The organism is Siphonobacter sp. BAB-5385, assembly GCF_002261125.1.
Lineage (GTDB): Bacteria > Bacteroidota > Bacteroidia > Cytophagales > Spirosomataceae > Siphonobacter.
Map to the genome: position 1 here is coordinate 1 of NZ_NMPS01000001.1, position 26,969 is coordinate 26,969.

The 26,969-nt window shown below is 47.3% G+C and carries 24 protein-coding genes and 1 pseudogene; 16 read left to right on the plus strand and 9 right to left on the minus strand.

Features of this window, described 5'->3' with window-relative positions; genetic code table 11:
- Positions 1-207: 207 nt before the first annotated feature.
- Both tatC and glyA read right to left on the minus strand, forming a co-directional pair.
- Positions 208-1,098: a twin-arginine translocase subunit TatC gene (tatC, locus tag BWI93_RS00005; RefSeq protein ID WP_094808130.1), complete on the minus strand. Its 891-nt coding sequence runs from the start codon at positions 1,096-1,098 to the stop codon at positions 208-210.
- Between the two features lie 164 nt (positions 1,099-1,262).
- Positions 1,263-2,558, minus strand: coding sequence for a serine hydroxymethyltransferase (gene glyA, locus BWI93_RS00010; RefSeq protein WP_094808131.1), 1,296 nt, complete (start codon positions 2,556-2,558; stop codon positions 1,263-1,265).
- 323 nt (positions 2,559-2,881) lie between these two features.
- Between glyA and BWI93_RS29285 the strand changes: the two are divergent.
- A pseudogene (locus BWI93_RS29285) lies at positions 2,882-3,172 on the plus strand (MlaD family protein); the annotation flags it as partial.
- 380 nt (positions 3,173-3,552) lie between these two features.
- On the opposite strand, the gene BWI93_RS29290 reads toward BWI93_RS29285, so the two are convergent.
- From BWI93_RS29290 to BWI93_RS00030, 4 genes are all read right to left on the minus strand, one after another.
- Entirely contained in the window at positions 3,553-3,600 is a 48-nt protein-coding gene (locus BWI93_RS29290) for a hypothetical protein (RefSeq protein ID WP_369679064.1), read from the minus strand.
- Positions 3,601-3,921: 321 nt separating this feature from the next.
- On the minus strand, positions 3,922-4,491 hold the full coding sequence (gene rdgB, locus BWI93_RS00020; RefSeq protein WP_094808150.1) for an RdgB/HAM1 family non-canonical purine NTP pyrophosphatase: 570 nt from the start codon (positions 4,489-4,491) through the stop codon (positions 3,922-3,924).
- A gap of 5 nt (positions 4,492-4,496) precedes the next feature.
- A complete protein-coding gene (locus tag BWI93_RS00025; protein WP_094808132.1) occupies positions 4,497-5,198 on the minus strand; it encodes a L,D-transpeptidase in 702 nt (233 codons plus the stop codon).
- A gap of 47 nt (positions 5,199-5,245) precedes the next feature.
- On the minus strand, positions 5,246-7,363 hold the full coding sequence (locus BWI93_RS00030; protein WP_094808133.1) for a thioredoxin family protein: 2,118 nt from the start codon (positions 7,361-7,363) through the stop codon (positions 5,246-5,248).
- 274 nt (positions 7,364-7,637) lie between these two features.
- Between BWI93_RS00030 and BWI93_RS00035 the strand changes: the two genes are divergently transcribed.
- From BWI93_RS00035 to BWI93_RS00045, 3 genes are all read left to right on the plus strand, one after another.
- Positions 7,638-8,411 (plus strand): TerC family protein, encoded by a 774-nt coding sequence (locus BWI93_RS00035; RefSeq protein WP_094808134.1) that lies wholly within the window; start codon positions 7,638-7,640, stop codon positions 8,409-8,411.
- Positions 8,412-8,589: 178 nt separating this feature from the next.
- On the plus strand, positions 8,590-10,062 hold the full coding sequence (locus BWI93_RS00040; RefSeq protein WP_094808135.1) for an amino acid permease: 1,473 nt from the start codon (positions 8,590-8,592) through the stop codon (positions 10,060-10,062).
- Positions 10,063-10,311: 249 nt separating this feature from the next.
- The gene (locus tag BWI93_RS00045; RefSeq protein ID WP_094808151.1) at positions 10,312-10,935 is read left to right on the plus strand and encodes a thioredoxin family protein; all 624 of its coding nucleotides are present in this window, start codon (positions 10,312-10,314) and stop codon (positions 10,933-10,935) included.
- 73 nt (positions 10,936-11,008) lie between these two features.
- Here BWI93_RS00045 and BWI93_RS00050 read toward each other — a convergent pair whose 3' ends face one another.
- Positions 11,009-11,722: an outer membrane beta-barrel protein gene (locus BWI93_RS00050; RefSeq protein WP_094808136.1), complete on the minus strand. Its 714-nt coding sequence runs from the start codon at positions 11,720-11,722 to the stop codon at positions 11,009-11,011.
- 165 nt (positions 11,723-11,887) lie between these two features.
- On the opposite strand from BWI93_RS00050, the gene BWI93_RS00055 reads away from it, so the two are divergent.
- Together BWI93_RS00055 and BWI93_RS00060 are read left to right on the plus strand one after the other, a co-directional pair.
- Positions 11,888-12,520 carry a 5-formyltetrahydrofolate cyclo-ligase gene (locus BWI93_RS00055; protein ID WP_176454084.1) on the plus strand — a complete coding sequence of 211 codons (633 nt, stop codon included), beginning with the start codon at positions 11,888-11,890 and terminating at the stop codon, positions 12,518-12,520.
- A 272-nt stretch (positions 12,521-12,792) separates the two neighbouring features.
- Positions 12,793-13,785, plus strand: a complete 993-nt coding sequence (locus tag BWI93_RS00060) for an aspartate-semialdehyde dehydrogenase (RefSeq protein ID WP_094808138.1) — start codon at positions 12,793-12,795, stop codon at positions 13,783-13,785.
- A gap of 82 nt (positions 13,786-13,867) precedes the next feature.
- On the opposite strand, the gene BWI93_RS00065 is transcribed toward BWI93_RS00060, so the two are convergent.
- On the minus strand, positions 13,868-14,776 hold the full coding sequence (locus tag BWI93_RS00065) for a hypothetical protein (RefSeq protein WP_141217297.1): 909 nt from the start codon (positions 14,774-14,776) through the stop codon (positions 13,868-13,870).
- A gap of 205 nt (positions 14,777-14,981) precedes the next feature.
- Between BWI93_RS00065 and uvrB the strand changes: the two genes are divergently transcribed.
- A complete protein-coding gene (gene uvrB, locus BWI93_RS00070) occupies positions 14,982-16,997 on the plus strand; it encodes an excinuclease ABC subunit UvrB (RefSeq protein ID WP_094808152.1) in 2,016 nt (671 codons plus the stop codon).
- A gap of 72 nt (positions 16,998-17,069) precedes the next feature.
- Positions 17,070-17,612, plus strand: a complete 543-nt coding sequence (locus tag BWI93_RS00075) for a hypothetical protein (RefSeq protein ID WP_094808140.1) — start codon at positions 17,070-17,072, stop codon at positions 17,610-17,612.
- Between the two features lie 56 nt (positions 17,613-17,668).
- Here the strand turns inward: BWI93_RS00075 and BWI93_RS00080 are convergent, their stop codons facing one another.
- Positions 17,669-18,085, minus strand: a complete 417-nt coding sequence (locus tag BWI93_RS00080) for a helix-turn-helix domain-containing protein (RefSeq protein ID WP_094808141.1) — start codon at positions 18,083-18,085, stop codon at positions 17,669-17,671.
- A gap of 100 nt (positions 18,086-18,185) precedes the next feature.
- On the opposite strand from BWI93_RS00080, the gene BWI93_RS00085 reads away from it, so the two are divergent.
- The 8 genes from BWI93_RS00085 (at position 18,186) to gcvT (ending at position 26,657) form a co-directional block, all read left to right on the plus strand.
- On the plus strand, positions 18,186-18,830 hold the full coding sequence (locus BWI93_RS00085) for an NAD(P)-dependent oxidoreductase (RefSeq protein ID WP_094808142.1): 645 nt from the start codon (positions 18,186-18,188) through the stop codon (positions 18,828-18,830).
- A 787-nt stretch (positions 18,831-19,617) separates the two neighbouring features.
- Positions 19,618-20,154 carry an RNA polymerase sigma factor gene (locus BWI93_RS00090; protein WP_255157658.1) on the plus strand — a complete coding sequence of 179 codons (537 nt, stop codon included), beginning with the start codon at positions 19,618-19,620 and terminating at the stop codon, positions 20,152-20,154.
- On the plus strand, positions 20,151-21,731 hold the full coding sequence (locus tag BWI93_RS00095; RefSeq protein WP_094808144.1) for a hypothetical protein: 1,581 nt from the start codon (positions 20,151-20,153) through the stop codon (positions 21,729-21,731). Before BWI93_RS00090 ends, BWI93_RS00095 begins: the two co-directional genes overlap by 4 nt.
- Positions 21,732-21,839: 108 nt before the next feature.
- Positions 21,840-22,997, plus strand: a complete 1,158-nt coding sequence (locus tag BWI93_RS00100; protein WP_094808145.1) for a glycoside hydrolase family 172 protein — start codon at positions 21,840-21,842, stop codon at positions 22,995-22,997.
- Between the two features lie 53 nt (positions 22,998-23,050).
- On the plus strand, positions 23,051-24,163 hold the full coding sequence (locus tag BWI93_RS00105; RefSeq protein WP_094808146.1) for a VCBS repeat-containing protein: 1,113 nt from the start codon (positions 23,051-23,053) through the stop codon (positions 24,161-24,163).
- 161 nt (positions 24,164-24,324) lie between these two features.
- Positions 24,325-24,786, plus strand: a complete 462-nt coding sequence (locus BWI93_RS00110) for a hypothetical protein (protein WP_094808147.1) — start codon at positions 24,325-24,327, stop codon at positions 24,784-24,786.
- A gap of 183 nt (positions 24,787-24,969) precedes the next feature.
- Positions 24,970-25,479 (plus strand): HAD-IIIA family hydrolase, encoded by a 510-nt coding sequence (locus tag BWI93_RS00115; protein WP_094808148.1) that lies wholly within the window; start codon positions 24,970-24,972, stop codon positions 25,477-25,479.
- 86 nt (positions 25,480-25,565) lie between these two features.
- A complete protein-coding gene (gcvT, locus tag BWI93_RS00120; protein ID WP_176454085.1) occupies positions 25,566-26,657 on the plus strand; it encodes a glycine cleavage system aminomethyltransferase GcvT in 1,092 nt (363 codons plus the stop codon).
- Positions 26,658-26,969: the final 312 nt, after the last annotated feature.

The following is a 26,969-nucleotide window of genomic DNA, read 5'->3' on the forward strand; positions in this document are numbered from 1 at the left end:
TCGGCAATGCGGTGGCCTAGAGCAAGAGGAAGTCAGGGGCGTTCGCGATAGAACTAAAAAACCAGCCGTCTCCGCGGCACGAAAAACAGTCTATTAAAATCGGACTTCTTATTCTATAAATTAAACCATCATAAAAAACACATCCAATAAAAGACATAAAAAAAGCCTTCGACCTACATCGAAGGCTTTTTAGCATATAAAAATACCTTATTGATTATTACGGAAACGCATCTCGTTTTCTTCGGCAATTTCGCTGGCTAACCGAGCTTTTTCCCGCTTGTTATTGACCCGAGCCGAAACGAAAATACTGATTTCGTAGAGCAGGAGCAGCGGAGCCGTTACCAGCAACTGGCTAAAGATATCCGGCGAAGGCGTAATGATTGCCGCAATAATCAGAATCACGATGAACGCGTGCTTCCGGTATTCCCGCATGAATTTGGGCGTCATTACGCCTACTTGCGAGAGTACGAAGATGATCATGGGTAACTGGAACGTGAGTCCGCAGGCCAGTACCATCATCACCAGCAAACTTACGTACGAGGAAATATCCACCTGGTTTTCAATGGATTCATCGATTTTAAAGTCAGCCAGGAAGTTGATCGCCAGCGGACTTACCACGTAATAGCCGAAAAGTACACCGCAGAAAAACAGGAAGGTTACCCAGAATACCGCTCCACGGGAGGCACTGACTTCGACGTCGCGTAAACCGGGTCTGATGAATCGCCAGAGTTCCCAAAAAGCGTACGGAAAAGCCAGCGATAGACCAATGAAAAAGGAATACGTAATGGCCATCATAAACTGACCTGTCATCTCCCGGTTAATCAGGATGAAGTCAATTTTTTTAACGCACAAATCGGGAGCACTTACCACTTCGGCGAATTCACAAAGTTTACGGTAAGTCCAGAAATCGGGGCGACTGGGAGCTAGAATAACGCCATTCCACAGTTCGGTTTTAAAAACGAAAGCTAAAACGGTAAAAATGATAATTGCTGCGAGTGCCCGGATGATGTGCCAGCGAAGTTCCTCCAAATGTTCAATGAAGGTCATTTCGCCGCCGCCTTCTTCCTCTTGTTCGTCCCAGTGTTGATCCAGAGGCATTGTATCTTAGTTAGTAGGTGTAATGATCAAATGTAAACAGGTTCGTGGGGTTACGCAAAACACAGACTGTACCTATAAACGTAAAGATCGTTTGAAGCAGTTTGTTTGAAGAAACTTCAAAGCCTTCTCAACTGTTTCAAACGATCTTCACACGTAAGCTGATTTTAACGGTACAGCGGGAAGTTTTCCGTCCAGGCATTTACCTTTTTCTTCACTTCAGCCAGGTAGCTGTCGTTATCGTTGTGGGTGAGTACGTCATCGATCCACTCCACAATTTGCAGCATATCGTTTTCTTTCAGTCCACGCGTCGTCATAGCCGCCGTACCTACCCGCATACCGGAGGTTACGAAGGGTGACTTGTCGTCGAAGGGTACCATGTTTTTGTTAACCGTAATGTCAGCTTTAATCAGCGTATTTTCGGCCAGTTTACCTGTCCAGCCTTTCGGACGCAGGTCAATCAGCATAAGGTGATTGTCCGTACCACCGGAGCTAATCTGGTATCCTTTATCGATGAAGGCCTGAGCCATCACCTGAGCGTTTTTCTTTACTTGAAGAGCGTATTCGCCGAATTCTTCCGTCAGAGCTTCACCAAAGGCTACGGCTTTCGCTGCAATTACGTGTTCCAGCGGACCACCTTGCGTACCGGGGAATACGGCTGAATCCAGCAGACTCGTCATCGTACGGAGTTCACCTTTGGGCGACTTGATACCAAAGGGATTTTCGAAATCTTTGCCAACCAGAATCAGACCACCCCGGGGACCACGCAGCGTTTTGTGCGTCGTTGTCGTTACGATGTGGCAATGGTCCATCGGATTATTCAGCAGGCCTTTGGCAATCAGGGCCGAGGGGTGCGAAATGTCAGCTAGTAACAAAGCTCCGATTTGATCGGCAATGGCCCGCAAACGAACGTAATCCCAATCACGCGAGTACGCCGAAGCTCCGCAAATCAGCAGACGGGGACGTTCCCGCAATGCAATCTCTTCTACTTTATCCCAGTCAATCAGACCCGTTTCCTGCTCAACACCGTAGAAGAAAGGCTGGAAATATTTTCCGGAAAAGTTAACCGGCGAACCGTGCGAAAGGTGACCACCGTGGGCCAGGCTAAAGCCTAAAATTTTATCACCGGGATTCAGGAACGAAAGGAAAACGGCAGCGTTCGCCTGTGCTCCGGAGTGGGGTTGTACGTTCGCCCAGCTAGCTCCAAACAATTCTTTCGCCCGATCAATAGCGAGTTGTTCAACCTGATCAACGACTTCGCATCCGCCGTAGTAACGTTTACCGGGCAGACCTTCAGCGTATTTATTCGTCAGAACACTCCCCTGAGCTTCCATCACCTGCTTGGAGGTAAAGTTTTCGGAAGCAATCAGTTCGATGCCGTATTCCTGGCGATGAGCTTCTTTCTCAATGAGATCGAAAAGTTGGGTGTCGCGTTCAATGCGGGAAGCGGTGACCGTTGACATGGGCAAAAAAGCTGGTTGTAAAAAGATGAGTCGATTAGCTAAAAAATTAGCTGAGAGTCAGCCAATTGTCCTTCTTAAGGACCAAGAAGGATAGCGAAACACAAAGGTACACCGGAAAGCTAAGCTTGCCAAATACCCGTGGGTTTCTTGCGGCTGGCTCAGTGTTTTTATAAACACGTTCTGCAATTTCCCGCTTATCGGCTACTTTTGGGAGTTTTCTGTCGGAATAGTCAGCCTTACAGCGTTCGAACCTTCAACAACGCCTGACTATTGTTTACTGAACATTGAAAAAAGCCATGTCTAAAGAAATTAAGGTTGGATTAATGACCCTCGTCTCGGGCGTCATTTTATATTTCGGATTTAACTTTCTAAAGGGTTCCGATTTGTTTTCTTCTTCCCGCGATTTTTACGCTCTCTATGATAGTGTAGACGGTCTGACGGCCTCTAATCAGGTGATGCTGAATGGGGTAGCCGTAGGGCGAGTAAAGGAAACCCGCATTCTTACCGATCGCAATAATAAGATTCTGGTGGTACTGACCCTGGATCAGGAAATTCCGCTGACGAACAATACCGTAGCCGCGTTGGGGGATAATGGATTGATCGGTGGAAAAGTCATTCAGCTCCAAATCGGCAAGGGTACGGCGATTGTGCCCGGCGATACCCTGAAGTCATCCAAACAGGCAGGTCTGACGGCGGCTTTACAGGATAAAGCCTTGCCCATCATGACGGATGCGGATTCGCTGATTCGTAACCTGAACGTAGTCGTTTCCCGCTTTAAACAAACGGGCGATGTACTGAATCAACTGCTTTCCAATGTGGATCAGACGGGTTTAGCATTACGGGCGACACTCAACGAGAACCGGAAAAATCTTTCTTCCATTACCGGAAATTTGAATCGCCTTTCGGCTCAGCTGGTTGAAACGGAGAAAAGTATTCAGCCCATTATGGCTAAAGCCAATACGTTTGCCGATTCACTCAATGCGTTACGCTTGGGTCAGACGGTAGCCAAGGCCAACCAGACCGTAGCCGAATTGCAGGCCATGTTACAGAGTTTGCAAAATGGTCAGGGTACGGCAGGAAAACTGTTGAAAGACGATCAGTTGTATACCAACATGAACCAGTCTATCAAAGATCTGGATAAACTGCTGGTAGACTTACGCCAACAACCCAAACGGTACGTACACTTCTCCGTATTTGGAGGTGGTAAAAAGAAGAATAAAGCCGCAGGTGATACGCTGGGCAATGGAGAAAAGTAAGCAGAGCAATACGGCTTATCCCTTTCATCCGTACGAACAAAGGCGCAAGAATAGATTCTTGCCGCCTTTGTTATGAGCTAACCTAAGATTAGGACTACTGGAAATCTCTACTGATTCAAAAACTCCACCATCTTCGCAACCGCCCGAGTTCGGTGATTGATGGCGTTTTTCTCGGCAACACTCATTTGGGCGAAACTGCGGTCGTAGCCTTCGGGTACGAAAATAGGATCGTAGCCAAATCCCTGTTCCCCCTGCGGAGCTTCCAGAATGGTTCCTTCCACAATTCCTTCAAACTGATAGATTTCTTCCTGAATGATGAGTGTAATCACCGTACGGAAACGAGCCGAGCGATCAGTAATGCCCTGTAGTTGGGTCAACACTTTCTGCATATTGGCCCGGGCATCCCGCGAACCGGAGTAAAAAGCCGAGTCAACGCCGGGTTCGCCTTGAAGGGCTGTGATCTCCAGTCCGGTATCATCGCCAAAGCAATCAACCTGATAATAATCGGCCAGATACTTGGTTTTTTGCAGCGAATTAGCCTCCAGCGTACGACCGGTTTCGGGTAATTCCTCGGTACAGCCAATGTCGGCCAGGGTTAAGAGCTGAATGGAGGGAGAGAGAAAAGCCTGTATTTCTTCGAGCTTATGACGGTTGTTGGTAGCAACTACTAATTTCATTTCAGTCATTCGGGTAAAGCGTATAAACGTTTTAAGCGGTCGTAATCCGGCTCCGGCATCTGAATCAATAACGGTTTTTTTACCGGATCAAGCCAGCGTAGAATTGACAGCATATCAGTCTCGGTCATGGCTGTACAGCCCGCCGTACCGTGTGTAGGATTTTCCCAAAGGTGCATAAAAATACAGGAACCTGCACCCGCTTGCGGTGAATCGGTATTGTAAGCAAGTACCAGACCGTACTTGTAATCAGGGATAAACATGCGTTCCGCCGATGTCCAGTCTTTACGTACGGAATCGGTATGGACAAGTTGATTGTAATGCCGGGAACGGGCATCGTCCACGCAGAAACAGGAACGATTGGTTTGCACATACGGCCAGTGGAGAGCAGCGGGTTTGGATTCTGTACCAAAAGCTGTACCCAGTCGGAAGACACCGGCGGGGGCTTTTCCATCGCCTTCCTGTTTATACGGGGGCGAAGCCAGCGGGTGCTTACGATCCCAGGCTAGTCCATTTTTTCCTACGACGACAGCCTGAGGTGGTCGTGCCTGCTTCCACTGCTGCTGAATCTGATTCCATTCGTAAGTACGCAATGTTCCGGTTACGCTGGTCAACGTAGGCGTCGTCACAACGAGCAATTGCTGCGTATCTAGCGTTTGGGCCTGTACAGCAGTGCTCCAGATCAGTAGGAGAAAGGCGAGTTTTCGCATGCGATAGACCAAAAAAGGCCATTCGCTGGTGACGAATGGCCCGTATATTATTTCTGAAATTTCGCTTTCCCTTCATCCAGGTACTTCACAAACGTTTCCACATTGGGTTCGTAAGCGACGGCTTTTACCAGGGGCTTTGCATCATTGTTTGGATCAATGAGTACGTAGAGGGGCTGAGCGTTGAAATTGTACTTGGCAATCTCAAAGTCCAGGTTCTGATCGCCGATGGTCGTTTTCTGCTTGCCATCTACTTTCGACGTGTAATGCTCGCTTTCGGGCAGTTCCGTTTTGTCATCCACGTACAGCGAAACAATGATGTAATCTTCCCGAAGTCGTTTCAGTACTTCCGGCTGACTCCAGACGGTTTCCTCCATCTTCCGGCAGTTCACGCAACCGTGACCCGTAAAGTCAATAAAGATGGGTTTGCCCACCTGCTTGGCGTAGGCGAGGCCTTCTTTGTAATCGAAAAAGCCTTCCAGGCCGTGGGGCAATTTAAAGAAGCTCACGTATTTCCGATCAGCCGGAAGTGTACCCGACGAAGCTGATGTACTGCTGGTCGGCGTATTATGGTGGAGGTTAAACTCCTGAGAAGTTTCGGGAGGTAACAGACCCGAAAGTGGTTTGAGCGGAGCCCCAAACAGGCCGGGGACCAGATAAACCGCAAACGAGAAAATAACAATCGCAAACAACACCCGGGGAATCGACACCCGATCCACTGGACTATCGTGCGACATCAATACTTTGCCAATCAGGTTCAATCCCATCAACGTGAAAATGACAATCCAAAGCGAAAGGTATACTTCCCGGTTCAACAGGCCCCAGTGGTACGTCTGATCGGGTACACTCAGGAATTTCAGGGCAATGGCTAATTCCAGGAAACCTAATTGCACTTTCAGCGTATTCAGCCAGCCGCCGGATTTAGGCATGGTTTTCAGGAAGCTGGGAATAAACGCAGCCACCACGAAGGGGAGAGCGAAGGCCGTACCGAAACTGATGTTCAGCAGGGCCGAATCCCAGATACTACCACTCGCCGCGAGAATAGCCGCAGTACCTACGATCGGAGCCGTACAGGAGAATGAAACCAGAGCCTGAGCAAAGGCCATAAAGAAAATACCACCCCAGCCACCTTTATCGGCCTGAGCGTCTACTTTATTCACAAAGGCACTGGGTAAGGTCAGTTCAAACGCTCCCAAAAACGAAAGTGAGAACAGAACGAAAATCGTGAAGATGAATACGTTGGGTAACCAGTGCGTACTGATGAAGTTGGTAAAACCACTTCCAAACAAAGCGGAAATCAGCGTACCAAAGAAGGCAAAAATGAGAATGATCGATAAGCCGTAGAAAAGGGCTTTCGTAATTCCTTCCGCCCGCGAATCCACGCGTTTGGTAAACATGGCTACCGTCATCGGGATCATGGGGTATACGCAGGGCATGGCTACTGCCGCTAGTCCGGCTAGAAAAGCCAGTACTAAATCGCCAAACGAAACACCTTTGGCGGGTTTGTCAGCGGCGGGTTCGCTAGTAGGAGCAACCGCAGGAGCGGCACTTTCAACCGTAGTGGTATTCGTATCCGTTGCTACAGCCGTGGTAGCGGGGACCGCCGTCGTCGTATCCTGAGCCGAAGCAGTCGTTGGGGGTGTCGTTGCTGGAGTAGCAGTGACCGTCTCGGTCGGTACGGCTATGTTAGCGGCGGCAATTACCTTGAGTTTGCTCAAATTAAAGTCACCATCATTGATGGGGATACACAAACCATCGTCCTGGCAAACCTGTCCACCAATGTTCCCTTCGAGTTTGGCTCCTTCCTTTAAAATTTTGACACTCTGGCGAAAGGTGGCCTTCCCTTCAAAAAAACGGACTTTTCCATCGAAAATCTCGTCCATTTTTTCCTTGGGCTTGCTCGTCGTCCGAAGTTTACCCACGGCTTCGTAGGCGTCATTTTTCTTGAGCTTGAGTATCGTGGGTAAAGGGCCTACGTCCGGATCCTGATCGGGCGAAAAGATGTGCCAGCCCTCATTCACGTCGGCTTCGACGAGAATATCGACGGTTTCACCCACTTTTACTTCATTTTTCGACAGGGAAAATTTCAGGCTATAGGGTTTGACAACCTGAGCCTGAGCGGCCACGGCCGTCCATATCCAAAGACTGAGAACTACTAATTTTTTCATGAAGAAGCTTAAAAGCGTATAATGGTACGAATACGAAGGAATAGAGTGGGGGCTCTTCAGTATTCGTATCGGGTCTGATGGTACCTGAATGATTCGGCAACGCAAAATAAGTCAGTATAGTTTAGTTTTAGGTATGCTCTAATCAGGCATATGACGCAATTGGTAGCAAATAATTGCCGGTGGATCGCTTAAGAAAGAAGCTTTTCGGGCTCGATGCCGTAAATTTGCCTTGCGTAAGGGGCAACTCTCGCAATTTTCTCTTACAAAAACCATAATGGATTTTCTACACCAGTTATTCGGCAATGATCTGGAAGCGGCCGGGTTTGTAATTTTAAATTTGATCCTGATTGAAAGTTTACTTTCCGTAGACAACGCTGCTGTACTCGCCACGATGGTCATGGATCTTTCGCCGGACCAGCGGAAGAAAGCCCTCAAGTACGGAATCATTGGTGCCTATATCTTCCGGGGAATTTGTTTAGTTGCCGCTACCTGGCTGGTGAAAGTATGGTGGCTAAAACCCATTGGCGGGCTCTATTTGCTGTATCTGTGCTTCAATTATTTCCTGAGTCGTGACAAGCCCCACGAAGAAGAACACATCGAGAAGAAGGATTCCTGGTTGTATCGCAATACCATTGGCTTACTGGGTAAATTCTGGGCAACAGTAGCGTTGGTAGAAGTGATGGATCTGGCTTTTTCAATCGACAACGTCTTCGCGGCGGTAGCCTTTACCGACAACATCTACCTGATTTGTACGGGTGTTTTCATCGGCATTCTGGCCATGCGGTTTGTGGCTCAGTCTTTCGTGCGACTCATGGAGCGTTTTCCGTTTCTGGAAGGCATTGCCTTTCTGGTCATCGGTTTGCTGGGTATGAAACTGATGTCTTCGGCGGCCTGTCACTTTTTCAAGGAAACGGCCATTTGTCACTTTATGGAAAGCGAAGAAGCGGATTTGTACGTATCCATTGCTACGGTCGTTTTATTTTTGGTACCCATTCTGACCTCCTGGTTATTCAATTTTCCCAAACGACATACGGTAGCAGATGAGTAATGTCCTGCAACCTATTTTCGTGACTTCAACCCAGATTATACGCAAAAAAGCATCCTTTAAAAATTGAGCGATCGTTTGCGGCCAAGCTCTGTTTTTTTGCATATTTGACAAATAATATTTGCCGCTTCATTCACAAACCAAACATCATTCTAAAATTTACTCCTAACGGAACATTTGTATGGCTAATATTTGGGTAAAAAAACCCCTGAAACAACTGTTGAACGAGGCCGAAGCCTCAGGCGAAGGCTCGCTCAAGCGGACCCTCTCGGCTGGAAACCTCGTGGCTTTAGGGATTGGTGCAATTATTGGAGCTGGACTCTTCGTACGTACGGCAGCAGCGGCGGCCGAAAGTGCAGGTCCATCGGTTACGATTTCATTTATTTTAGCCGCCGTGGGCTGTGCTCTGGCCGGTTTATGTTACGCTGAATTTGCTTCCATGATCCCCATTGCGGGATCTGCCTATACGTATTCGTACGCAACCATGGGTGAATTTGTGGCCTGGACGATTGGCTGGGATTTAGTACTCGAGTATGCGTTGGGAGCCGCCACGGTTTCCATTGCCTGGTCGGAATATCTGAATAAGCTCTTAGCGACTTTATTTGGCACCGAAATACCCTACCAGTGGTGCCATTCTCCCTTTCAGGTATCGGAACTGGGTACGCAGGGAATCATGAATATTCCTGCCGTATTCATCCTGTTCTGTTTAACCTTGCTGCTCATTCGTGGCGTACAGGAATCGGCTACGGTTAATGCCGTTATCGTCGTATTGAAAGTGGCGATTGTGATCCTGTTCATCGCTTTAGGCTGGCAGTACATCAACCCGGCCAACCACATGCCTTACATTCCTGAAGAAACCAAGGTAGTGGACGGAGCCGGTGTGTCCCATGACTTTGGTGGTTTCTGGGGGATTGTCGGAGGGGCCGGTACCGTATTCTTCGCTTTCATTGGTTTTGATGCCGTGTCAACGGCCGCTCAGGAAGCAAAAAATCCGAGTCGGGATATGCCCATCGGTATTCTGGTTTCCCTGGTGGTTTGTACGATTCTGTATATTCTGTTTGGTCACGTACTGACCGGTGTTGCTCATTACAGCGAATTCCGGACGGCTGGTAAAGAAGCCTCGGTTGTATACGCCATCCAGAAATACATGCACGATTATCAGTGGTTGGGTACGATGATTACGGTAGCCATTCTGGCCGGTTTCTCTTCCGTAATTCTGGTGATGTTGCTGGGTCAGTCACGGGTATTTTACTCAATGGCTAATGACGGTCTGGTGCCGAAAGTATTTAGCCAACTGCACCCGAAATTCCGCACGCCGTACCGCTCAAACCTCCTTTTCTTCGTATTCGTAGGCATCTTCGCGGCTTTCGTACCGGGTGATGTCGTAGGCGATATGACCAGTATCGGTACGTTGTTTGCCTTCGTTCTGGTATCGATTGGGGTGGTTATCATGCGTAAAACGGATCCGAATATCGAACGTCCTTTCAAAACACCTTTCTCACCCGTAGTTCCCATTTTGGGTGCTCTGACCTGTCTGCTGATGATCTACGGTTTAGGTCACGAAAACTGGATGCGTCTGATTGTTTGGATGGGTATCGGTTTGGTCATCTACTTCGGGTACAGTGTTCGTCGCAGTAAACTGCAACGCAAATAAGCAGGACTGAAACCGGAAATCGAACCGTTTCATCCGAACAAAAAATAAATTTGGGCGACGCAGATCATTCTGCGTCGCTCTTTTGTTATACGACTGAAAATCAATTGTTCAGGCCCGTTACACAAATAAATTTTGCCGACCATTCGTTATTCATCCGTACAAACACAATCTTGTACAGCAAAACATCCGCCACTGTATGCTTCGGCATTCTATTTTATGTATCTGACCACTATGAATACTATGTTACGTATGCAATCAATTTGGCTGCTTTGGGCCCTGGTTTGGGCCTGGAGCCCTGCCGGAGCAGCCGATAAACCTCTGGAGCAACGGGGGTATAATATTGGCGAGGCGGTGGGAGATTTTCAGCTACGAAATGTAGATGGAAACACGATACGCCTTTCAGATTTGAAAGGAAATAAAGGCGTAATTGTAGTTTTTACAACGAACCATTGTCCGTTTGCTAAAGCGTACGAAGAACGTATCATTGCCCTGGATATGAAATACCGCTCGCAGGGGTTTCCGGTAGTGGCCATCAATCCCAACGATCCGGCGGCGTACGAAGAAGATTCCTTTGATAATATGAAAGCCCGTGCTTCAACGAAAGGATATACCTTTCCGTACCTGCTCGACGATACGCAGAAAACGGCTAAAGCCTTCGGAGCCACCCGTACGCCACAGGTGTTTGTACTCCAGCGGCAGGGAGACAAATTTACGGTTCAATACATTGGTACCATTGATGATAGTTCTCAGGATCCCGGTAGTGTAACCAGACGTTACGTCGAAGATGCCGTTAATAACCTGCTACAGGGAAAGCCTGTTATGCTGAACGTGACCAAACCCGTGGGTTGTGCCATTCAGTGGAAAGAGGCATAAGATAGGTTCAGGGTCCAAAAAAAGGCTCGCGAGAATCATCGCGAGCCTTTTTTGATGGAAAAACGTAAAAGCTTTACAGGCGAATACCAAAATTTACGGCACTTACCTGAGGACCTTTACCCGCTTCAAACACGTTATTCAAATCATATTCGGCGAATACCGTACCTACGCAACGAAAGCCTACACTCATGCCTACGCCGTAACGGAAGTTATTCACATAGTAGCGACCATGATCGCGGTCTTTGCTACCCGACTGCGTTTTGGTTTTCGTATAGCTATCCAGTCGCATACCTGCGTAGCCACCTAAACTGATGTGGCTCACGGCTCCTTTGCGGAAAACGACCGTAGGCATAACGGGAATATTCAGATACGCGACGGTAAGTTTACTTTTAGCCAGGGGTACATCGGAATCCGTGAAAGAAACTTGTCCACCCGTAGTGCTAATGACCCGGTTTCCTTCGAGCATAAAGTTATTCCAGCTTACTTCCAGACCCGTCTTCAACGCCAGGGCGGCCTTTTGTCCATTAACAATCCGGAAGCGGTGCATGGCACCCAGTGAAACGAAGCGGCTACCTAAGGGACGAAGTTCGTAACCATTGGTCATTTGAGCATTTTTTCCGGCAAAGGTGTTGAGGCCCAGTGAAATTTCTAAGTCGCTCTTGTGGGCAGGCATCCAGGGTTTGGTCGTTGTCGAGACGGGTAAGGTATCCGTACTGATTTGAGCAAAGGCGGATAAAGCAGCAGTGGATAAAACGACAGTAGCGAAGGCAATCAATGAACGTTTCATGGCTATACGAGAATTAAGAGGTTCGTCAGTTGTTGGAATGGAATCCGTATTTTCGAATTCAAAAAACAGATGAACGCCGCAAGAAGAAGGTGACGAGAACCCGTATGAAAGGTATTTTTTACGGAAGAAGGGTAGAAAGAGCGGATGAATTTTGAAAATGTACGTATGACCAAAGCAGAAATACGACGGGAATTCCGGCAGCGTCGGCGAAGCCTGAACGATACAGATGTACTTATCCACACCCGAGCATTGTCCAATCAATTAATTCAAGCTGATTTACTGAAGGATAGTAAGACCGTACACGTCTTTTTACCCATTCGCCGACAAAAGGAAGTGGACAACTATATAGTTATCCACAATTTGCGTGAAAGTTATCCACATATCCACATTGCTATTTCCCGGTCGGATGCTCAGGCTCGCGAGATGGTACACTATCGGTACACGGACCAGACCGAAATCCTTGAAAATGAGTGGGGTATTCCGGAGCCCGTACCGCAATTAGGTTTACAGATTGCTCCTAAACAACTGGATGCCGTGTTAGTACCGCTCCTGGCTTTTGATCGTCGGGGGTATCGGGTAGGGTATGGGATGGGTTTTTACGACCGTTTTCTGGCCCAGTGCCGACCGGATGTACTGAAAATTGGCCTTTCTTTCTTTGAACCGGTGGAAAGCATTAGCGATGTGGATAACTTTGATATTCCCCTCACGCTTGCGTTACGCCAAAGAGTATTTGGAGGTTTGAAGGAAGTAGACCACATTTATAAGTTGGGATTTACTAAAAGAAAAATAAAAAAATAAGGCTTCTGTTTTTTCAGTCTGTAAGAAACCCCTTACTTTGCGGCCAATTCGACAATTCGTCACAGTGAACACTAAGAAAATTAAATAGAACATTCGGAGTGAGCGGGGCCTCGACCCTCGTTTGCCAGAATTGTTTTGTCGGTTTTCTCTCCTTCACGGTGACGAATTTTTTTATGCCCCTACCTCAACGCTGGCACGAAAATGGTTGTTGAGGATGAGCGTATTACAGAAATAGAATTCATTTTTCACCCTAATTTCTTTTTTACAAAACAATGAAAGTCGCTGTTGTTGGAGCCACCGGTCTTGTAGGTGGTGAGATGCTGAAAGTACTGGAAGAACGTAACTTCCCCATCACCGAACTCATTCCGGTCGCTTCCGAGCGGTCTGTTGGTAAAAAGGTGACCTTCAAGGGACAGGAATATACCGTAGTAAGTTTCGAGGACGCCATCGCTGCCAAACCTGCGATTGCTATTTTCTCGGCGGGTGGTAGTACGTCACTGGAACTGGCTCCCAAGTTTGCTGAAGCCGGTATTTTCGTCATTGACAACTCCTCAGCCTGGCGGATGGACCCTACCAAGAAACTGGTAGTACCGGAAATCAACGCTCACACGCTGACGAAAGAAGATAAAATCATTGCCAATCCCAACTGCTCAACGATTCAGATGGTGGTGGTATTGAACCCCCTGCACCAGCAGTACAAAATCAAACGGGTAGTCGTTTCGACGTACCAGTCTGTTACGGGTACGGGTAAAGCTGCGGTAGATCAGTTGTTTGCCGAGCGTAAAGGCGATGACAGCGTGAAAAAAGTATATCCGCACCCCATCGACCTGAACGTACTACCACACATCGACGTATTCCTGGATAACGGCTATACGAAAGAGGAGATGAAGATGGTAAATGAAACCAAGAAAATTATGGGAGACGACTCCATCGCAGTAACGGCTACGACGGTACGTATTCCCACGATTGGTGGTCACTCGGAAGCCGTAAACATCGAGTTCGAAAACGATTTTGATCTGGAAGAAGTAAGGGCTATCCTGGAAAAAGCTCCGGGTGTAGTCGTGCAGGACGATCCGAAAAACCAGGTGTACCCCATGCCGCTCACCGCTCACGGAAAAGACGATACCTTCGTGGGTCGTATCCGTCGGGACGAGTCACAAGCCAATACGCTCAACCTGTGGATTGTTGCTGACAACCTGCGGAAAGGTGCGGCAACGAACGCCGTTCAGATCGCTGAGTACCTGAATACGAATGAATTAGTATAATCAGATTTCAAACGTTAAAAGCGTTTAATAGCAATAGCCCAGGGTAAAACCCTGGGCAATCCTACCAAAGAAGGCGAGCCGATTAGTACCGGTTCGCTTTCTTTTTTTGCTTGTAGTCTAAACGGTAATGATAGGAAAGATGGGTAGCAGGTTTACGCAATTCATTGCCGAAAGTTAGCGAAGCGATGTGTTGTCGATACTGATAGGCAGCCACAAAACTCCGAATAGTGAACCATTGGGAGTTGTCATAAGGGTGTGAAGAGGTTCCGATACTATATTTCAAACTAAAAGAGCGGTCTCTCGCTGGATCAGAGCTGAATACCATTTCAGTAGTGGCCGCAATGGTAAACAGACTGGGTTGTCGGGCAATGTACCAGTTATCCTTACCATTAGAATAACTACCTAATCCATTAGGAACACTTTGCTGCGGAATGATTTGACGTAGTCGGGATAACTCACCGTATTCCCGGCTATATACCATGTCTACTCCAATAAACCGCCAATTTGTATTTTTTCCTAAGATGGCGTTTAACTGGGCACTGCCGCGGAAACCAAATCCGTAAAAGTTGTAGGTACCTGCATAGGCACTGGGTAATCGGTTGACTTGGCGAATCCCTCCAACCGTACTCGTGTCGTATTTGCTAAATGAATTAGGACTAATGGTATACTGCCCCAGATAGCCAAAGGTTCCATAGGACAATGTAGCTGCATTCCAGCTATGAGCCCTATTGAATTGTAAAAGTCCAAGTCGGTGCTGATCTTCTGTTTGACCGCCTTTTAATCCTTCCTTGTAGCCGTTCCCCCAAAGTACTACGCCGCCTACATAGGTTGCCGTATTGAGGCCACTATCTCGTGAAGCCATCGGTTTAGGCTGATAGATTAAATCATGGGCGTGAAGTCCTGCTCCCAGACGGTAATTGTACACGGTTGCACAACTGGCTAAGCCAGCAATGATGCCACAGAATAGAGTAATTCGGCAGAAATAAGTCATGATAGATGCAGGATAGGATTAGAGGACGAAACTACACGAAAGACCCTAAAAATTTCAAAACCGTTGGAATGGAAAGCATTTTTTAGACGTTACTGTCTGGATGGCCCCAACCTTCGGTTTCTGGTCATTTTTTAGTAGTTTCACTGATTCGAAACGGACCCACGTCCCTTCGGTTCATTCGCTTAACAAAGCCGCTCCGAACGCCATGAATTTTGAATTAACCTCTGAATACCAGCCCACGGGCGACCAACCCAAAGCCATTCAGCAACTCCTTGAAGGCATCCATCGGGATGAACCGGCTCAGGTACTCCTCGGGGTTACGGGATCGGGAAAGACCTTTACGGTAGCCAATGTGATCAAGGAGATCAACCGTCCTACCTTAATTCTCAGTCACAATAAAACGCTGGCGGCTCAGCTGTACGGGGAGTTCAAGCAATTCTTCCCAAATAACTCCGTCGAGTACTTCATTAGTTATTACGACTACTACCAGCCCGAAGCTTACATCGCTACGACCAATACGTACATCGAGAAAGATCTGGCAATCAACCAGGAAATTGATAAGCTACGACTTTCGGCAACCTCGGCCCTGATGTCCGGACGACGGGATGTAATTGTAGTGGCTTCCGTTTCCTGTATTTATGGGATGGGAAACCCCGAAGAGTTTCGTAGAAGCATTATGCGGGTGGGCGTCGGTGAAATCTATTCCCGGAATCAGTTTCTGTACCGACTGGTAGAAATTCTGTACTCACGAACGGAGGCCGAATTTACCCGGGGCACCTTCCGCGTAAAAGGAGACACGGTAGATGTACACCTTCCATACGCAGAATTTGGGTACCGCTTCGTGTTCTTCGGGGATGAAATTGAAGCCATTCACCGGATTAATCCGCAAACCGGAAAGAAAATCGGGGAAGAGAACCGGGTTTCTATTTTCCCTGCCAACCTGTTCGTAACCGGAAAAGACACGCTGGCCCGGGCCATGCACGAAATCCAGGACGATATGGTCGAGCAAATCAAATTCTTTGAGAAAGAATTCCGCCTGCAGGAAGCCGATCGAATCAAGCAACGTACGGAGTTTGACATGGAAATGATGCGGGAACTGGGTTACTGTTCAGGAATTGAGAACTACTCCCGGTATTTCGACCGCCGCCTGCCCGGCCAGCGACCATTCTGTTTGCTGGACTTCTTCCCGGAAGATTATTTGATGGTAATTGATGAAAGTCACGTAACCGTACCGCAGATTCGGGCGATGTGGGGCGGTGACCGCTCCCGCAAAGAAGCTCTGGTGGATTACGGATTCCGTCTGCCAAGTGCTCTGGATAACCGACCGCTGACTTTTCAGGAGTTTGAAGGCATGGCTCCTCAAACGATTTACGTATCCGCAACGCCGGCTGATTATGAGTTGCGGCGAAGTGAAGGGGTCGTCGTCGAGCAGATCATTCGTCCGACGGGATTATTGGATCCTGAAATTGAAGTACGGCCCAGTATTAATCAGATTGATGATTTGCTGGACGAGATTCACGACCGTATTCGCCGGGAAGAACGCGTACTGGTTACGACGCTTACGAAGCGGATGGCCGAAGAACTTTCCAAGTATCTGGATCGGGTTGGCGTAAGGTGCCGGTATATTCACTCGGAAGTTAAAACCCTCGAGCGGGTAGAAATTCTTCGCGAACTACGGCTGGGAATCTTCGACGTACTGGTCGGCGTAAACTTACTTCGCGAAGGTCTGGATTTACCGGAAGTATCCCTAGTAGCCATTATGGATGCGGATAAGGAAGGATTCTTACGGGACATTCGTTCGCTGATCCAGACCATTGGCCGGGCCGCCCGGAATGACCGCGGTAAGGTGCTCATGTACGCCGATCGTATTACGGGCTCCATGGAAAAAGCCATCAATGAAACCTCGCGACGCCGGGCCCTGCAAATGGAGTACAATGCCGACCACGGGATTACGCCGCGTACGGTTCGTAAGTCGAAAGAGTCAATTATGGAGCAAACCAGCGTAGCGGACGTGATGGGTAAACCAACGAAGAAATACTACGTGGAACCCCAGGAACTTTCGCTGGCCGCTGACCCGGTCATGGCGTACATGGATAAAGATGCCATCAACGAACGTATCAAGCAGGTACAGAAAGAAATGGAGCAGGCCGCCAAGGAGCTGGACTTCCTCAACGCTGCCAAACTTCGGGATGAAATGATGAGTTTGAAGAAGATGTTATAAATCCCAATAATCGGTTAGTTTTGAATCCGCTGGCGACGATCTCACCAGCGGATTTTTTATAACCTACATCTTATGTCACAAACGGGTTTTCTTCCCTGGGTAGGGGAAAAGTATAAGGAAAGTACACCACGTATTCTAATCTTAGGTGAATCGCATTATGGGAAGCCAGAGGAGTACTCGGAAGATTTTACGCAATGGGTAGTTAAAGAATACGCTATTGATCCTGAAAAGAGATTACGATTTTTTACGACCATTGCTAATACCATTACTGGTCACTCAGGCTGGATGGACGATGAAAAGCGTCAGGAGTTCTGGCACAGTGTAGTTTTTTACAATTATGTCCAGGAATTAGTTGGAGCAGGTTCAAGAATCCGGCCGAGTGAAACAATGTGGCATCAGGCCAAAGAATCCTTCTTTTCTACATTAGATCAGTTAGCTCCTCAAATCGTCATTGTATTAGGCAAAGAACTTAGTTGGTACGTACAGGATGCATTAAAAGAAAGATCTTTTCCAGACATTCATTTCTGCTACTGGGCTCATCCAGCAGCTCCTAAATATTTCAAAAGAGAAGAGTACTTCAAGGAAATCCAGGAAGTTAAAAGTCGGTTTCAGTAAACGTGAACAAGATCCCGGAAATCTCAAACTTCCGGGATCTTGTTTTAAATAAGTCCCTAATTCGTTGAGTACCGACTGCGGGCCTTTACAATTTCTGCCTTGTACATATTGGCCCATTCGGCCAGATCAATCATGCGTTGGAGTAAGCTTTCGCCCAAAGCCGTAAGCTGGTATTCCACCCGGGGCGGAACTTCAGCGTAGATGTGCCGCTGAACCAGTCCATCTTCCTCCAGACTTCGTAGCGTAACCGTTAACATTCGCTGCGAAATATCACCAATCTGAGCTTTCAATTCATTAAAACGAAGCTTACCCGAATTACCTAAGTGTATGATCGTCAGGTAAGACCACTTGTCTCCAATCCGATCCAGAATACCGCGAACAGGGCATACACCTAGGTCATCGGTCTTGCTGAAAATTTTTTCTATCTTTTCCTGAACAGGAGTTGCCTGACTATCAACAATAGTTACTGTCATGTGCCTTAGTTATTGAAAAATGCCTTCTTGTTACGTAAAAACCCTTGATTTACTTTTGAGTTATTAAAAGTAACTAAGGAAACAAAAATAACTAATTGCTATGAAAATTGCACTGATTGGAGCAAGCGGTTTTGTCGGAACAGCCGTATTGTCGGAAGCTTTGAACCGGGGACACCAAGTAACGGCGATTGCTCGTAACCTCGAAAAAATTACGAATACTTCAGATGATCTCATCCTCAAGACGGGGGATGTAATGGATTCAGCGGAAGTACAGCAACTTGTGGCTGGAACCGACGCCGTAGTAAGTGCCTTTAATGCGGGTTGGACAAACCCTAATCTGTACGATGACTTTCTGAAAGGATCACAGGCCATTCTCGACGGTACGAAAGCTGCGGGTGTACCCCGTTTACTCGTAGTAGGTGGAGCCGGAAGTTTATACGCCGCTCCGGGCCTGCAATTGGTAGATACGCCTCAGTTTCCAGCGGACTGGAAAGCAGGAGCGACGGCTGCCCGCGATTTTCTGAATGTCATTAAGAAAGAAGAAACGTTGGACTGGACTTTCCTAAGTCCGGCTATTCAACTGGTTCCGGGTGAACGGACGGGTCAGTACCGCACGGAACTGGATACACCCGTTGCGGATGAAAAAGGAGAAAGCCGAATCACAGTGGCTGATTTAGCCGTAGCAATTGTGGATGAACTTGAAAACCAACAGTTTTCCCAAAAACGCTTTACCGTAGGGTATTAGTAGTTAATACCGATAAAGGTTTAATTATATCCAAAAAAACTGTAAATGTTACTATCCATCGAAGATATAAAAATTAGTCGTGGTTAACGTTCAACTTTGTATCAACAATAAGGCGGAGGTGGCGACCTGAAGCTTTATTGTTGATACAAATTCAGTAACGTGACACCAAGGCGGTGGAGTCACATTAACTATACGGACCCCTCGATCCTTCTGGGAACGAGGGGCTTTTCTTTGTATAAGATATTGATTGTTAGAATACTAGATAGGCGATAAAAATGCTTATACTAATAATTAAGGCTTCAAGTATCCACGCTCCCAGCGAATGCTGACTTTGAGGCGTGTCTAATTCTATCAAAGATTTATGTTTAGACTTAGATGATTCGGGTGAGAACATTTCCATACAGGTGTGCGTTTGGATGAAAATTAGCGGGTACTGATGACTACTCAAGAGCCAGCGTTTTACTAATCAGGTCTATACCGTAAGTTTTAGGGTGGGTATGCTTCCCATATCTACTTAGTACGCCGAATGCCTCTACTGCGTTGCAGTCAGGAAAAAGGATCACGTTATTTTAAGGATACGTTAAGTGTAGCTTATTGAAAATCAGTAAAATTTGTAGAGCGGAAAGAGTCGAGATTATTTTTTAGGAGAATTTTATCGGTTGGTTGCAACGGCCAGACAATCCTTCGCGTACAGATCCATTGAAGAACCTTAACTATTAGCTGATTTTGTTTTCCGGAAAAATCATCCTTCACTGATGATGACCTCGAAGGGGTTATTCAGGCCTGTTTGTTAGAAGACAAGCGGGCCCAGCGGGTGCTTTTCCAACAGTATTTCAGTTATGCCAAAAGCATTTGTTTACGGTACTCATCGAGCGTAGAGGAAGCAGAGGAAATTTTAAACGAAGGGTTTTTCAAGGTTTTCAAAAACCTGCATCATTACGATTTGCAATTGCCTTTCAAAGCCTGGTTACGGACCATCATGGTCAATTCGGCCATTAGCTATTTCCGAAAACATCAGAAATTTCATAGCGAAATTGGCTTTGAATCTTTTCCGGAACCGGCTCTGGATGATGACGTAGTCGAACAGATTGCGGCGGAGGAAATTTTAGAACTGGTTCAACAACTCAGACCTATTTATCGCTCTATTTTTCTCATGCACGTGGTGGATGGGTACCAGCTTCGTGAAATCGCGGATCAACTGAATTTAAAGGAAGGAACCGTACGCTCGCATTTTGCCCGGGCTCGCGTGATCCTTCAGCAACTGGTTATTGAATCGTATCCCCACGTCGCTCAGCGAAATTGGGGAAATACATCTTTACAATGAAAACGGATCGTTTCAATGAAGCCATCCGACGAAAGTTGGAGGGAATCGAACCGCCATTCCAGGAACAGGAGTGGGCGAAGTTTCAGACGTTTACCAAACAACAGATGCCTGCTTCGTGGTGGGTCCGGAGCGGAGCTAAGTGGATTGGCTACGGAGCTTCTGGTTTAGTAGCTACGCTGCTCATTGTGACCAATATCATTCAGTATCAGGAAAATAAAAAGCTTACCCAGACGGTAGCAGAGTTAAGAAAAGAAGTTCAACAAACGAAAGAAATGCAGCGGTCAGAATCGGCGGCTGTTCAGACCCCAGCCTATGATTCATTTATACCTTCTGCTAACACCCCTGCTGGTCCAGCCGTTTCTGACTACGCTGAAAATGAGGTGAAAACCAACATTACGAAGAAAACAAATGAGGCTACGATAACTCATTCCCAAACCCGGCCTGCTTCTGGATCGCAGGAAAAGGAAACGACCGATGTAGATCCTACTTCGTTTAAAGAAAACCGGCAGCAGCGTGAAGCGGTTGCCACTGATGTTCGTATTACGGAGTCGATGCGTACCGCTTCCGGTAAAATCATCCGTTCTAACCAACCTCTGCGTAACCAGACAGAAGGTGCTCGTGCGGATGTTATGACCTTGGGTGTCGAGCATCCGTCCTTTGTTCGTACACCAAACTCGTCCGGAAAAACGAAACGAAGCTCGACTCGGGAAACATTTCCAAGTGATTACGGAAATGAATTAACGGGTACCGAGAAAAAAGGATCAAAAGAACCCGTTGAAAGCGTACCTGAAAATCGTCAAAATTTGGTGGAAGCTGCCCGACTGCGGCCCCGGTTAACCTTTGACGTTACCTTACCTCCGTTGCACTCGCCTGTAGCAACGAGGAAAAATTATAAATGGACGAATTACGTACCGACCACGGAGAAAACGGAAAAGGTAGCGAAAGCACCCAAACTACGACTTCCCCAAGAAAGTACGGTAGCTTTGCGAGCTGGTGCAGGTGTGGACATAGAAAAGAACTTTCTTGGGAAATCACTGGCCGCGGGCGTAATCGTAGGCAAACACTGGGGCCTTTCACTAGGCTTAAGCTGGGGAACGGTAGAAGGACCCCGATACCGGGATGAAGTCGAATGGGATCATAAGAAAAATCAGCCTCCCCGGAATTTCAGAAAAGAGCATAAGATTATCCTGCCGCCGCAGCTATTTAAAATCAAAAATATCCAAACGCAGGCTTCGGTCGTACGCATGCCCATTGAACTGAATTACCGGGTTCCGCTGAAACAGGACTGGACTTTATTGGCAATGGCTGGCAGTACGCTGGATCTGAACGTGACGCAACAACTGCAATTCGATGTAGTCAAGAACGAATTTCCTTTTGCGAAAAGTCAGATCGATTTCAAGCCCAAGGAACCCGTGCTAAACAATGTTAATGTGGGCGTAGGCATTGAAAAACGCTGGAATCATCTGGTCGTACAAACTGAAGCGTATCTGGCTCCATCCCTGGAAAATTGTTCGTATCGAAAGGAGCAGACACCCGCAGGCTTACGAATTCGAGCCTTGTACCAGTTCGGAAAATAAAAGGAAAGGCCTGCCGTACTCACGGCAGGCCTTTTTGCTGCTTACGGTGACCCATCATTGCGAGTAAGGGGAGGATTCACGACCTTTCGACTATAACCTCTTCTTACTATGAAAAAGTACTGGCTTCTACTAATGGTCTCCCTGACCTGTACCCTGACGCAGGCTCAAACAAAACCCTGGAATGGTCTGGACGTCGGTTTATCTAATCTGTATCGCCTTTCTAACGCTCAAACCCGATCCATCAGTCCCGAAAACTTTACGGGTGAACGCGGTAAAGGTGCCATGGCGGATACCTCCGACCAACGGCCCAATCAGGCCAATGCCCGTCGTGAAGCCCGCGATCTGGGCCGGGGCTGGAAAGTCAATCCCTTTGTTATCATTCAACCAAAGCAGGTGTTCACTCTGGCCGAAATTACGGGTTCGGGCCAAATCCAACACATTTGGATGACGCCTACGGGCAACTGGCGATTCAGTATACTCCGTTTGTATTGGGACGATGAAACGACGCCCTCCGTGGAAGTACCCGTGGGTGATTTCTTCGGCATGGGTTGGGGTGAATACGCTCCGCTCAATTCATTGGCCGTTACGGTTAATCCAGGCAGTGCTTTTAATTGTTATTGGCCCATGCCTTTTCGAAAGAAATGCCGGATTACGATGGAAAATCTCGACGAGCGTGAGATGCGACTCTACTATCAGGTCGATTATACACTAACGGACGTACCCGACGATGCGGCGTATTTCCACGCTCAGTTCCGCCGGGCGAATGGTCATCCAACGGAGCAGGTCATTACGCTTGTCGACGGTATCAAAGGAAAAGGGCAGTACGTAGGCACCTATCTGGCCTGGGGCGTACATAATACCGGCTGGTGGGGTGAAGGAGAAATCAAGTTCTACATGGACGCAGATAAAGCGTTTCCCACCATTGCCGGTACGGGTACGGAGGATTACTTCTGTGGAAGTTATAACTTCGACCGGGCGGGCAAGTACGTCGAATTCTCAACGGCGTACGCGGGGCTTCTGCAGGTAATTCGCCCCGATGGGACCTATAAATCCCAGCAACGGTTTGGGCTATATCGCTGGCATCTGACGGACCCGATCCGTTTTGAGAAAGACCTGAAAGTAACGATTCAGGATCTGGGCTGGCGGAGTGAGGGTCGGTATCTTCAGCAGAATTCCGATGTAGCAAGCACCATTTTCTGGTATCAGACCGAACCACATGCGGCATTCCCCCGGCTACCGGATAAGAACGCTTTGGAAATCAACTAGCAGGCGTAGTATAGATTTTTAGACCTTAGCATTCATTCATCATACAGCTGCCTATGAGAACGGTTATTGGAGGAATGTTTATCCTGATCGTCATGATTTTTTATCCCGATAAAGGAAAATTTCGTGAACAGAAAATTGCCGCAGAACGCTATGAGTCGGTCGGTGTTTTCGACGTCAATGGCGATAAGAAGCCTGATTTGGTCTCGGGAGCCTGGTGGTACGAAGGTCCGGAGTTCAAAAAGCGTCATTTCATCGGCGAGGTAAAAACCGAAGGCGAATACTACGATGATTTCTCAACCATACCTTACGACGTAAACGGAGACGGTCGTATGGACTTTATTACCGGCGGCTGGTGGGGCAAGTCGATTCGCTGGCGGGAAAACCCCGGTAAGTCGGATAAACAGTGGCCCGAACATGTGATTGATAGTTGTGGTAATGTAGAAACGACCCGAGCCTGGGACATTGATGGGGATGGTACGCTGGAAATCGTTCCGAACAATCCGAGTCAGGCATTGAAGGTATACCGTTTCAACCGGGATAAAAAGACCTTTACTCGTCATATAATTTACGAAGTGCAGGGCCATGGATTGGGTTTCGGTGATGTGAACGGCGATGGGAGAGGGGATTTTATTTTATCCGACGGCTGGCTGGAAGCTCCCGCCAAACCCTTTGAGCAAGCCTGGACCTTTCACCCCGATTTCAAGCTGGGGTCGGCCAGTGTACCCATTCTGGTAGTAGATGTAAATGGCGATGGGCGGAACGACCTCATTGTGGGGCAGGCTCATGACTATGGGCTCGACTGGTACGAACACAAGATGGATGGTGACCGCCACATTTGGGAAAAACGCTCGATTGATTCAGAACATTCACAGTTTCACGAAATGCACTGGCGGGATATTACCGGCGATAGTAAGCCCGAGCTGATTACGGGTAAACGATACCGGGCTCATAATGAGAATGATCCAGGAGCTGCCGATCCATACGGCATGTACTACTTCACGTGGAACGGTAGCAAATTCGAGAAGAATATCATCACGTTCGGACCTTTTGGGGAAACCAAAGGAACGGGCATCTATATGGTCGTACAAGATTTGAATAAAGATGGTTATCCAGAACTCATTACAGCCGGGAAAGATGGACTTAGCGTTTTCTGGAATGAACGGTAATGGAGCATAAAGGGGCTAGATGCCCGGAAATTGCGATTTTTCGATCTGATTAAGTCCGTATCGTTTGGTGATTTGCCGCCTGGGCTGTTTGTTTGCCTGTCCAATGGACCGCCCTGCGTGGGGTCGCCCAACACTGACAAACTATAAACGACGCATACGAAATGGAAGCTGCTTACACTGTCTTTTTATCTATTCACTCCTGGCTTCGCTGGGTGGTGCTAATTCTGGCCGTATTAACCCTGGCCCGGTCAGCTCGGGGTGTCTCCTCCCGAAGTCTGTATACCGACGCGGATCGCAAAGCAGGTTTGTTTTTTATGATCTCCTGCGACGTCCAGTTACTGGTAGGTTTAGTACTCTATTTGGGATTGAGTCCGGTTGGGTTAGCGGCTTTTCAAACAGAAGGACTTAATCCGATGAAAGAATCAGGTATTCGCTATTACGCGGTTGAGCACATTGCTATTATGATTGTTGCACTGGCTTTGGTGCACATTGGGTATAGCAAAGCAAAGAAAGCGACTTCGGATCTGGTCAAGCATAAATCCTCCCTTATTTTCTTCGGTATCGCTTTAGTGCTGATGCTCAGTCGTATTCCCTTCAGTACGCGACCCTTATTCCGATTCTAGTGAAATAAACCAGCAACAATACCAACCTGCCAGCCGTTTAAGTTGGCAGGTTTTTTTTGTAATAATTTTAAAAATACCTCGACCAGACGAACAAACTGATGGTTTTTTTGCTTATTTGTACAATATTATATAAGCATAATTCTATTTGTTGATTTCGCCTACGTAAAAAACTTTGATCAACCTATGAATAAGTGCGTCTTTTTAGATCGGGATGGTGTGTTAAACCAGGATAGCCCGAGCTATCTATACTGCGTAGATGAACTCATTATAACGGACGATACCATCAAGGCACTGGAGCGATTAAAAAGTGCCGGTTATCTACTCATTGTGGTTACGAATCAGGCTGGTATTGCCAAAGGATTATACAAGCGGGAGGATGTCATGAAGTGTCATGAACACTTACAGGAAAAATGCGGCCATTTGATTGATGCCCTGTATTTCTGTCCGCATCACCCGGATTACAGCAGTAATTCGCTATTACGGAAACCCGATTCGCTGATGCTGGAAAAAGCCATCGCCAAATATCACATTGATCCAACCCAGTCCTGGATGATTGGTGATCAGGAGCGTGATATTCAGGCGGGCCATAAAGCCGGTGTACGGACGATCCGTATTGCGGACCCTGAGACCCAATCCAAAGCAGAGGCCTTACGAACCAATCTTTGGGAAGCTTCGGCTCTGTTGGTAGGCTAAAGAGGATATATTTTCTTTTGAGAACAAAAAAGGTGGGGAGCGTTTCAATTTCCACTATTTTTGCTCATACTAATGTATTCTTTCTAATGTCAGATTCAATTCGTCAAATTCCATTACACGACGTACACGTAGCTTTAGGAGCCAAAATCGTACCCTTTGCCGGGTTTGAAATGCCCGTTTCCTATTCCGGTTTAATTCAGGAACACCTGGCGGTACGAAATTCCGTCGGGATTTTCGACGTTTCGCACATGGGTGAATTCCGGGTACGAGGAGCCAAAGCTCTGGATTTACTGCAACGGATTACCACCAATGATGTTGCCGCTTTGTATGATGGTAAAGTCCAGTACTCCTGTCTGACCAACAACATGGGTGGTATCGTAGATGATTTGTTGATCTACCGTCGGAAAGAAGACGACTACTTTGTAGTAGTGAACGCTTCGAATATCGAAAAAGACTGGAACTGGTTTCAGCAGCATAACACCGAGGGAGCCGAGCTTGAGAATGTATCGGATGAATACAGCCTGTTTGCTGTACAAGGCCCCAAGGGCGTAGCAACGATGCAGAAACTAACGGATCTGAATCTGGAAGAAATGCCTTACTATTCCTTCAAGGAAGGTACCGTCGCGGGAATCGAAAACATTCTCATCGCAACTACGGGTTATACCGGAGCGGGTGGCATGGAAGTATACGTACCTAACGACCAGGCAGTAGCCATGTGGAATGCCATCATGGAAGCTGGTGCCGAATTCGACATTGTACCCGTTGGATTGGGAGCCCGTGATACGCTGCGTACTGAAATGGGCTATTGTCTGTACGGTCACGACATCGACGACAGTACTTCACCCATTGAAGCAGGCCTGGGCTGGATTACAAAATTCAACAAAGAATTTACGTACAGCGATTTTCACAAGAAGCTGAAAGAAAACGGTGTTACTCGTAAGCTGGTCGGTTTCGAGATGATTGATCGGGGTATTCCACGGCAGCACTACGAAATCATGACAGCCGCCGGTCAGATCATCGGTGAAGTAACGTCTGGTACGCAATCGCCCAGTCTGAACAAAGGAATCGGTATGGGCTACGTACAAACGGAATACAGCAAAGTAGGCACCGAAATCTACATTAACATTCGGAATAAGTATTTGAAGGCGGTAGTCGTGAAGTTGCCGTTTTTAAAGTAAGGTTTTGGGTACAATAAGAGAGGCTACTGTTTTGAAAATCAGTAGCCTCTCTTATTTTTGTTTCTATTAGGAATAGATAATTCAAATGGAATTATGAAAACGGTCCTCTTAACCTTGACGATTCTGTCTACATTCTTAACGGTCTTCCTGTTAAAAACAGGCTATTCTTCGGGGGTATTGATTATCCACTGCTTTATAAGCTTGGTACTACCTGCATGGTATCTCCGAAGAGCAAATACGATTCGACCTGGAAATAAATAAGTCGATAAGTATAGATAGCAAAAAAGCTCTGATAATTATCAGAGCTTTTTT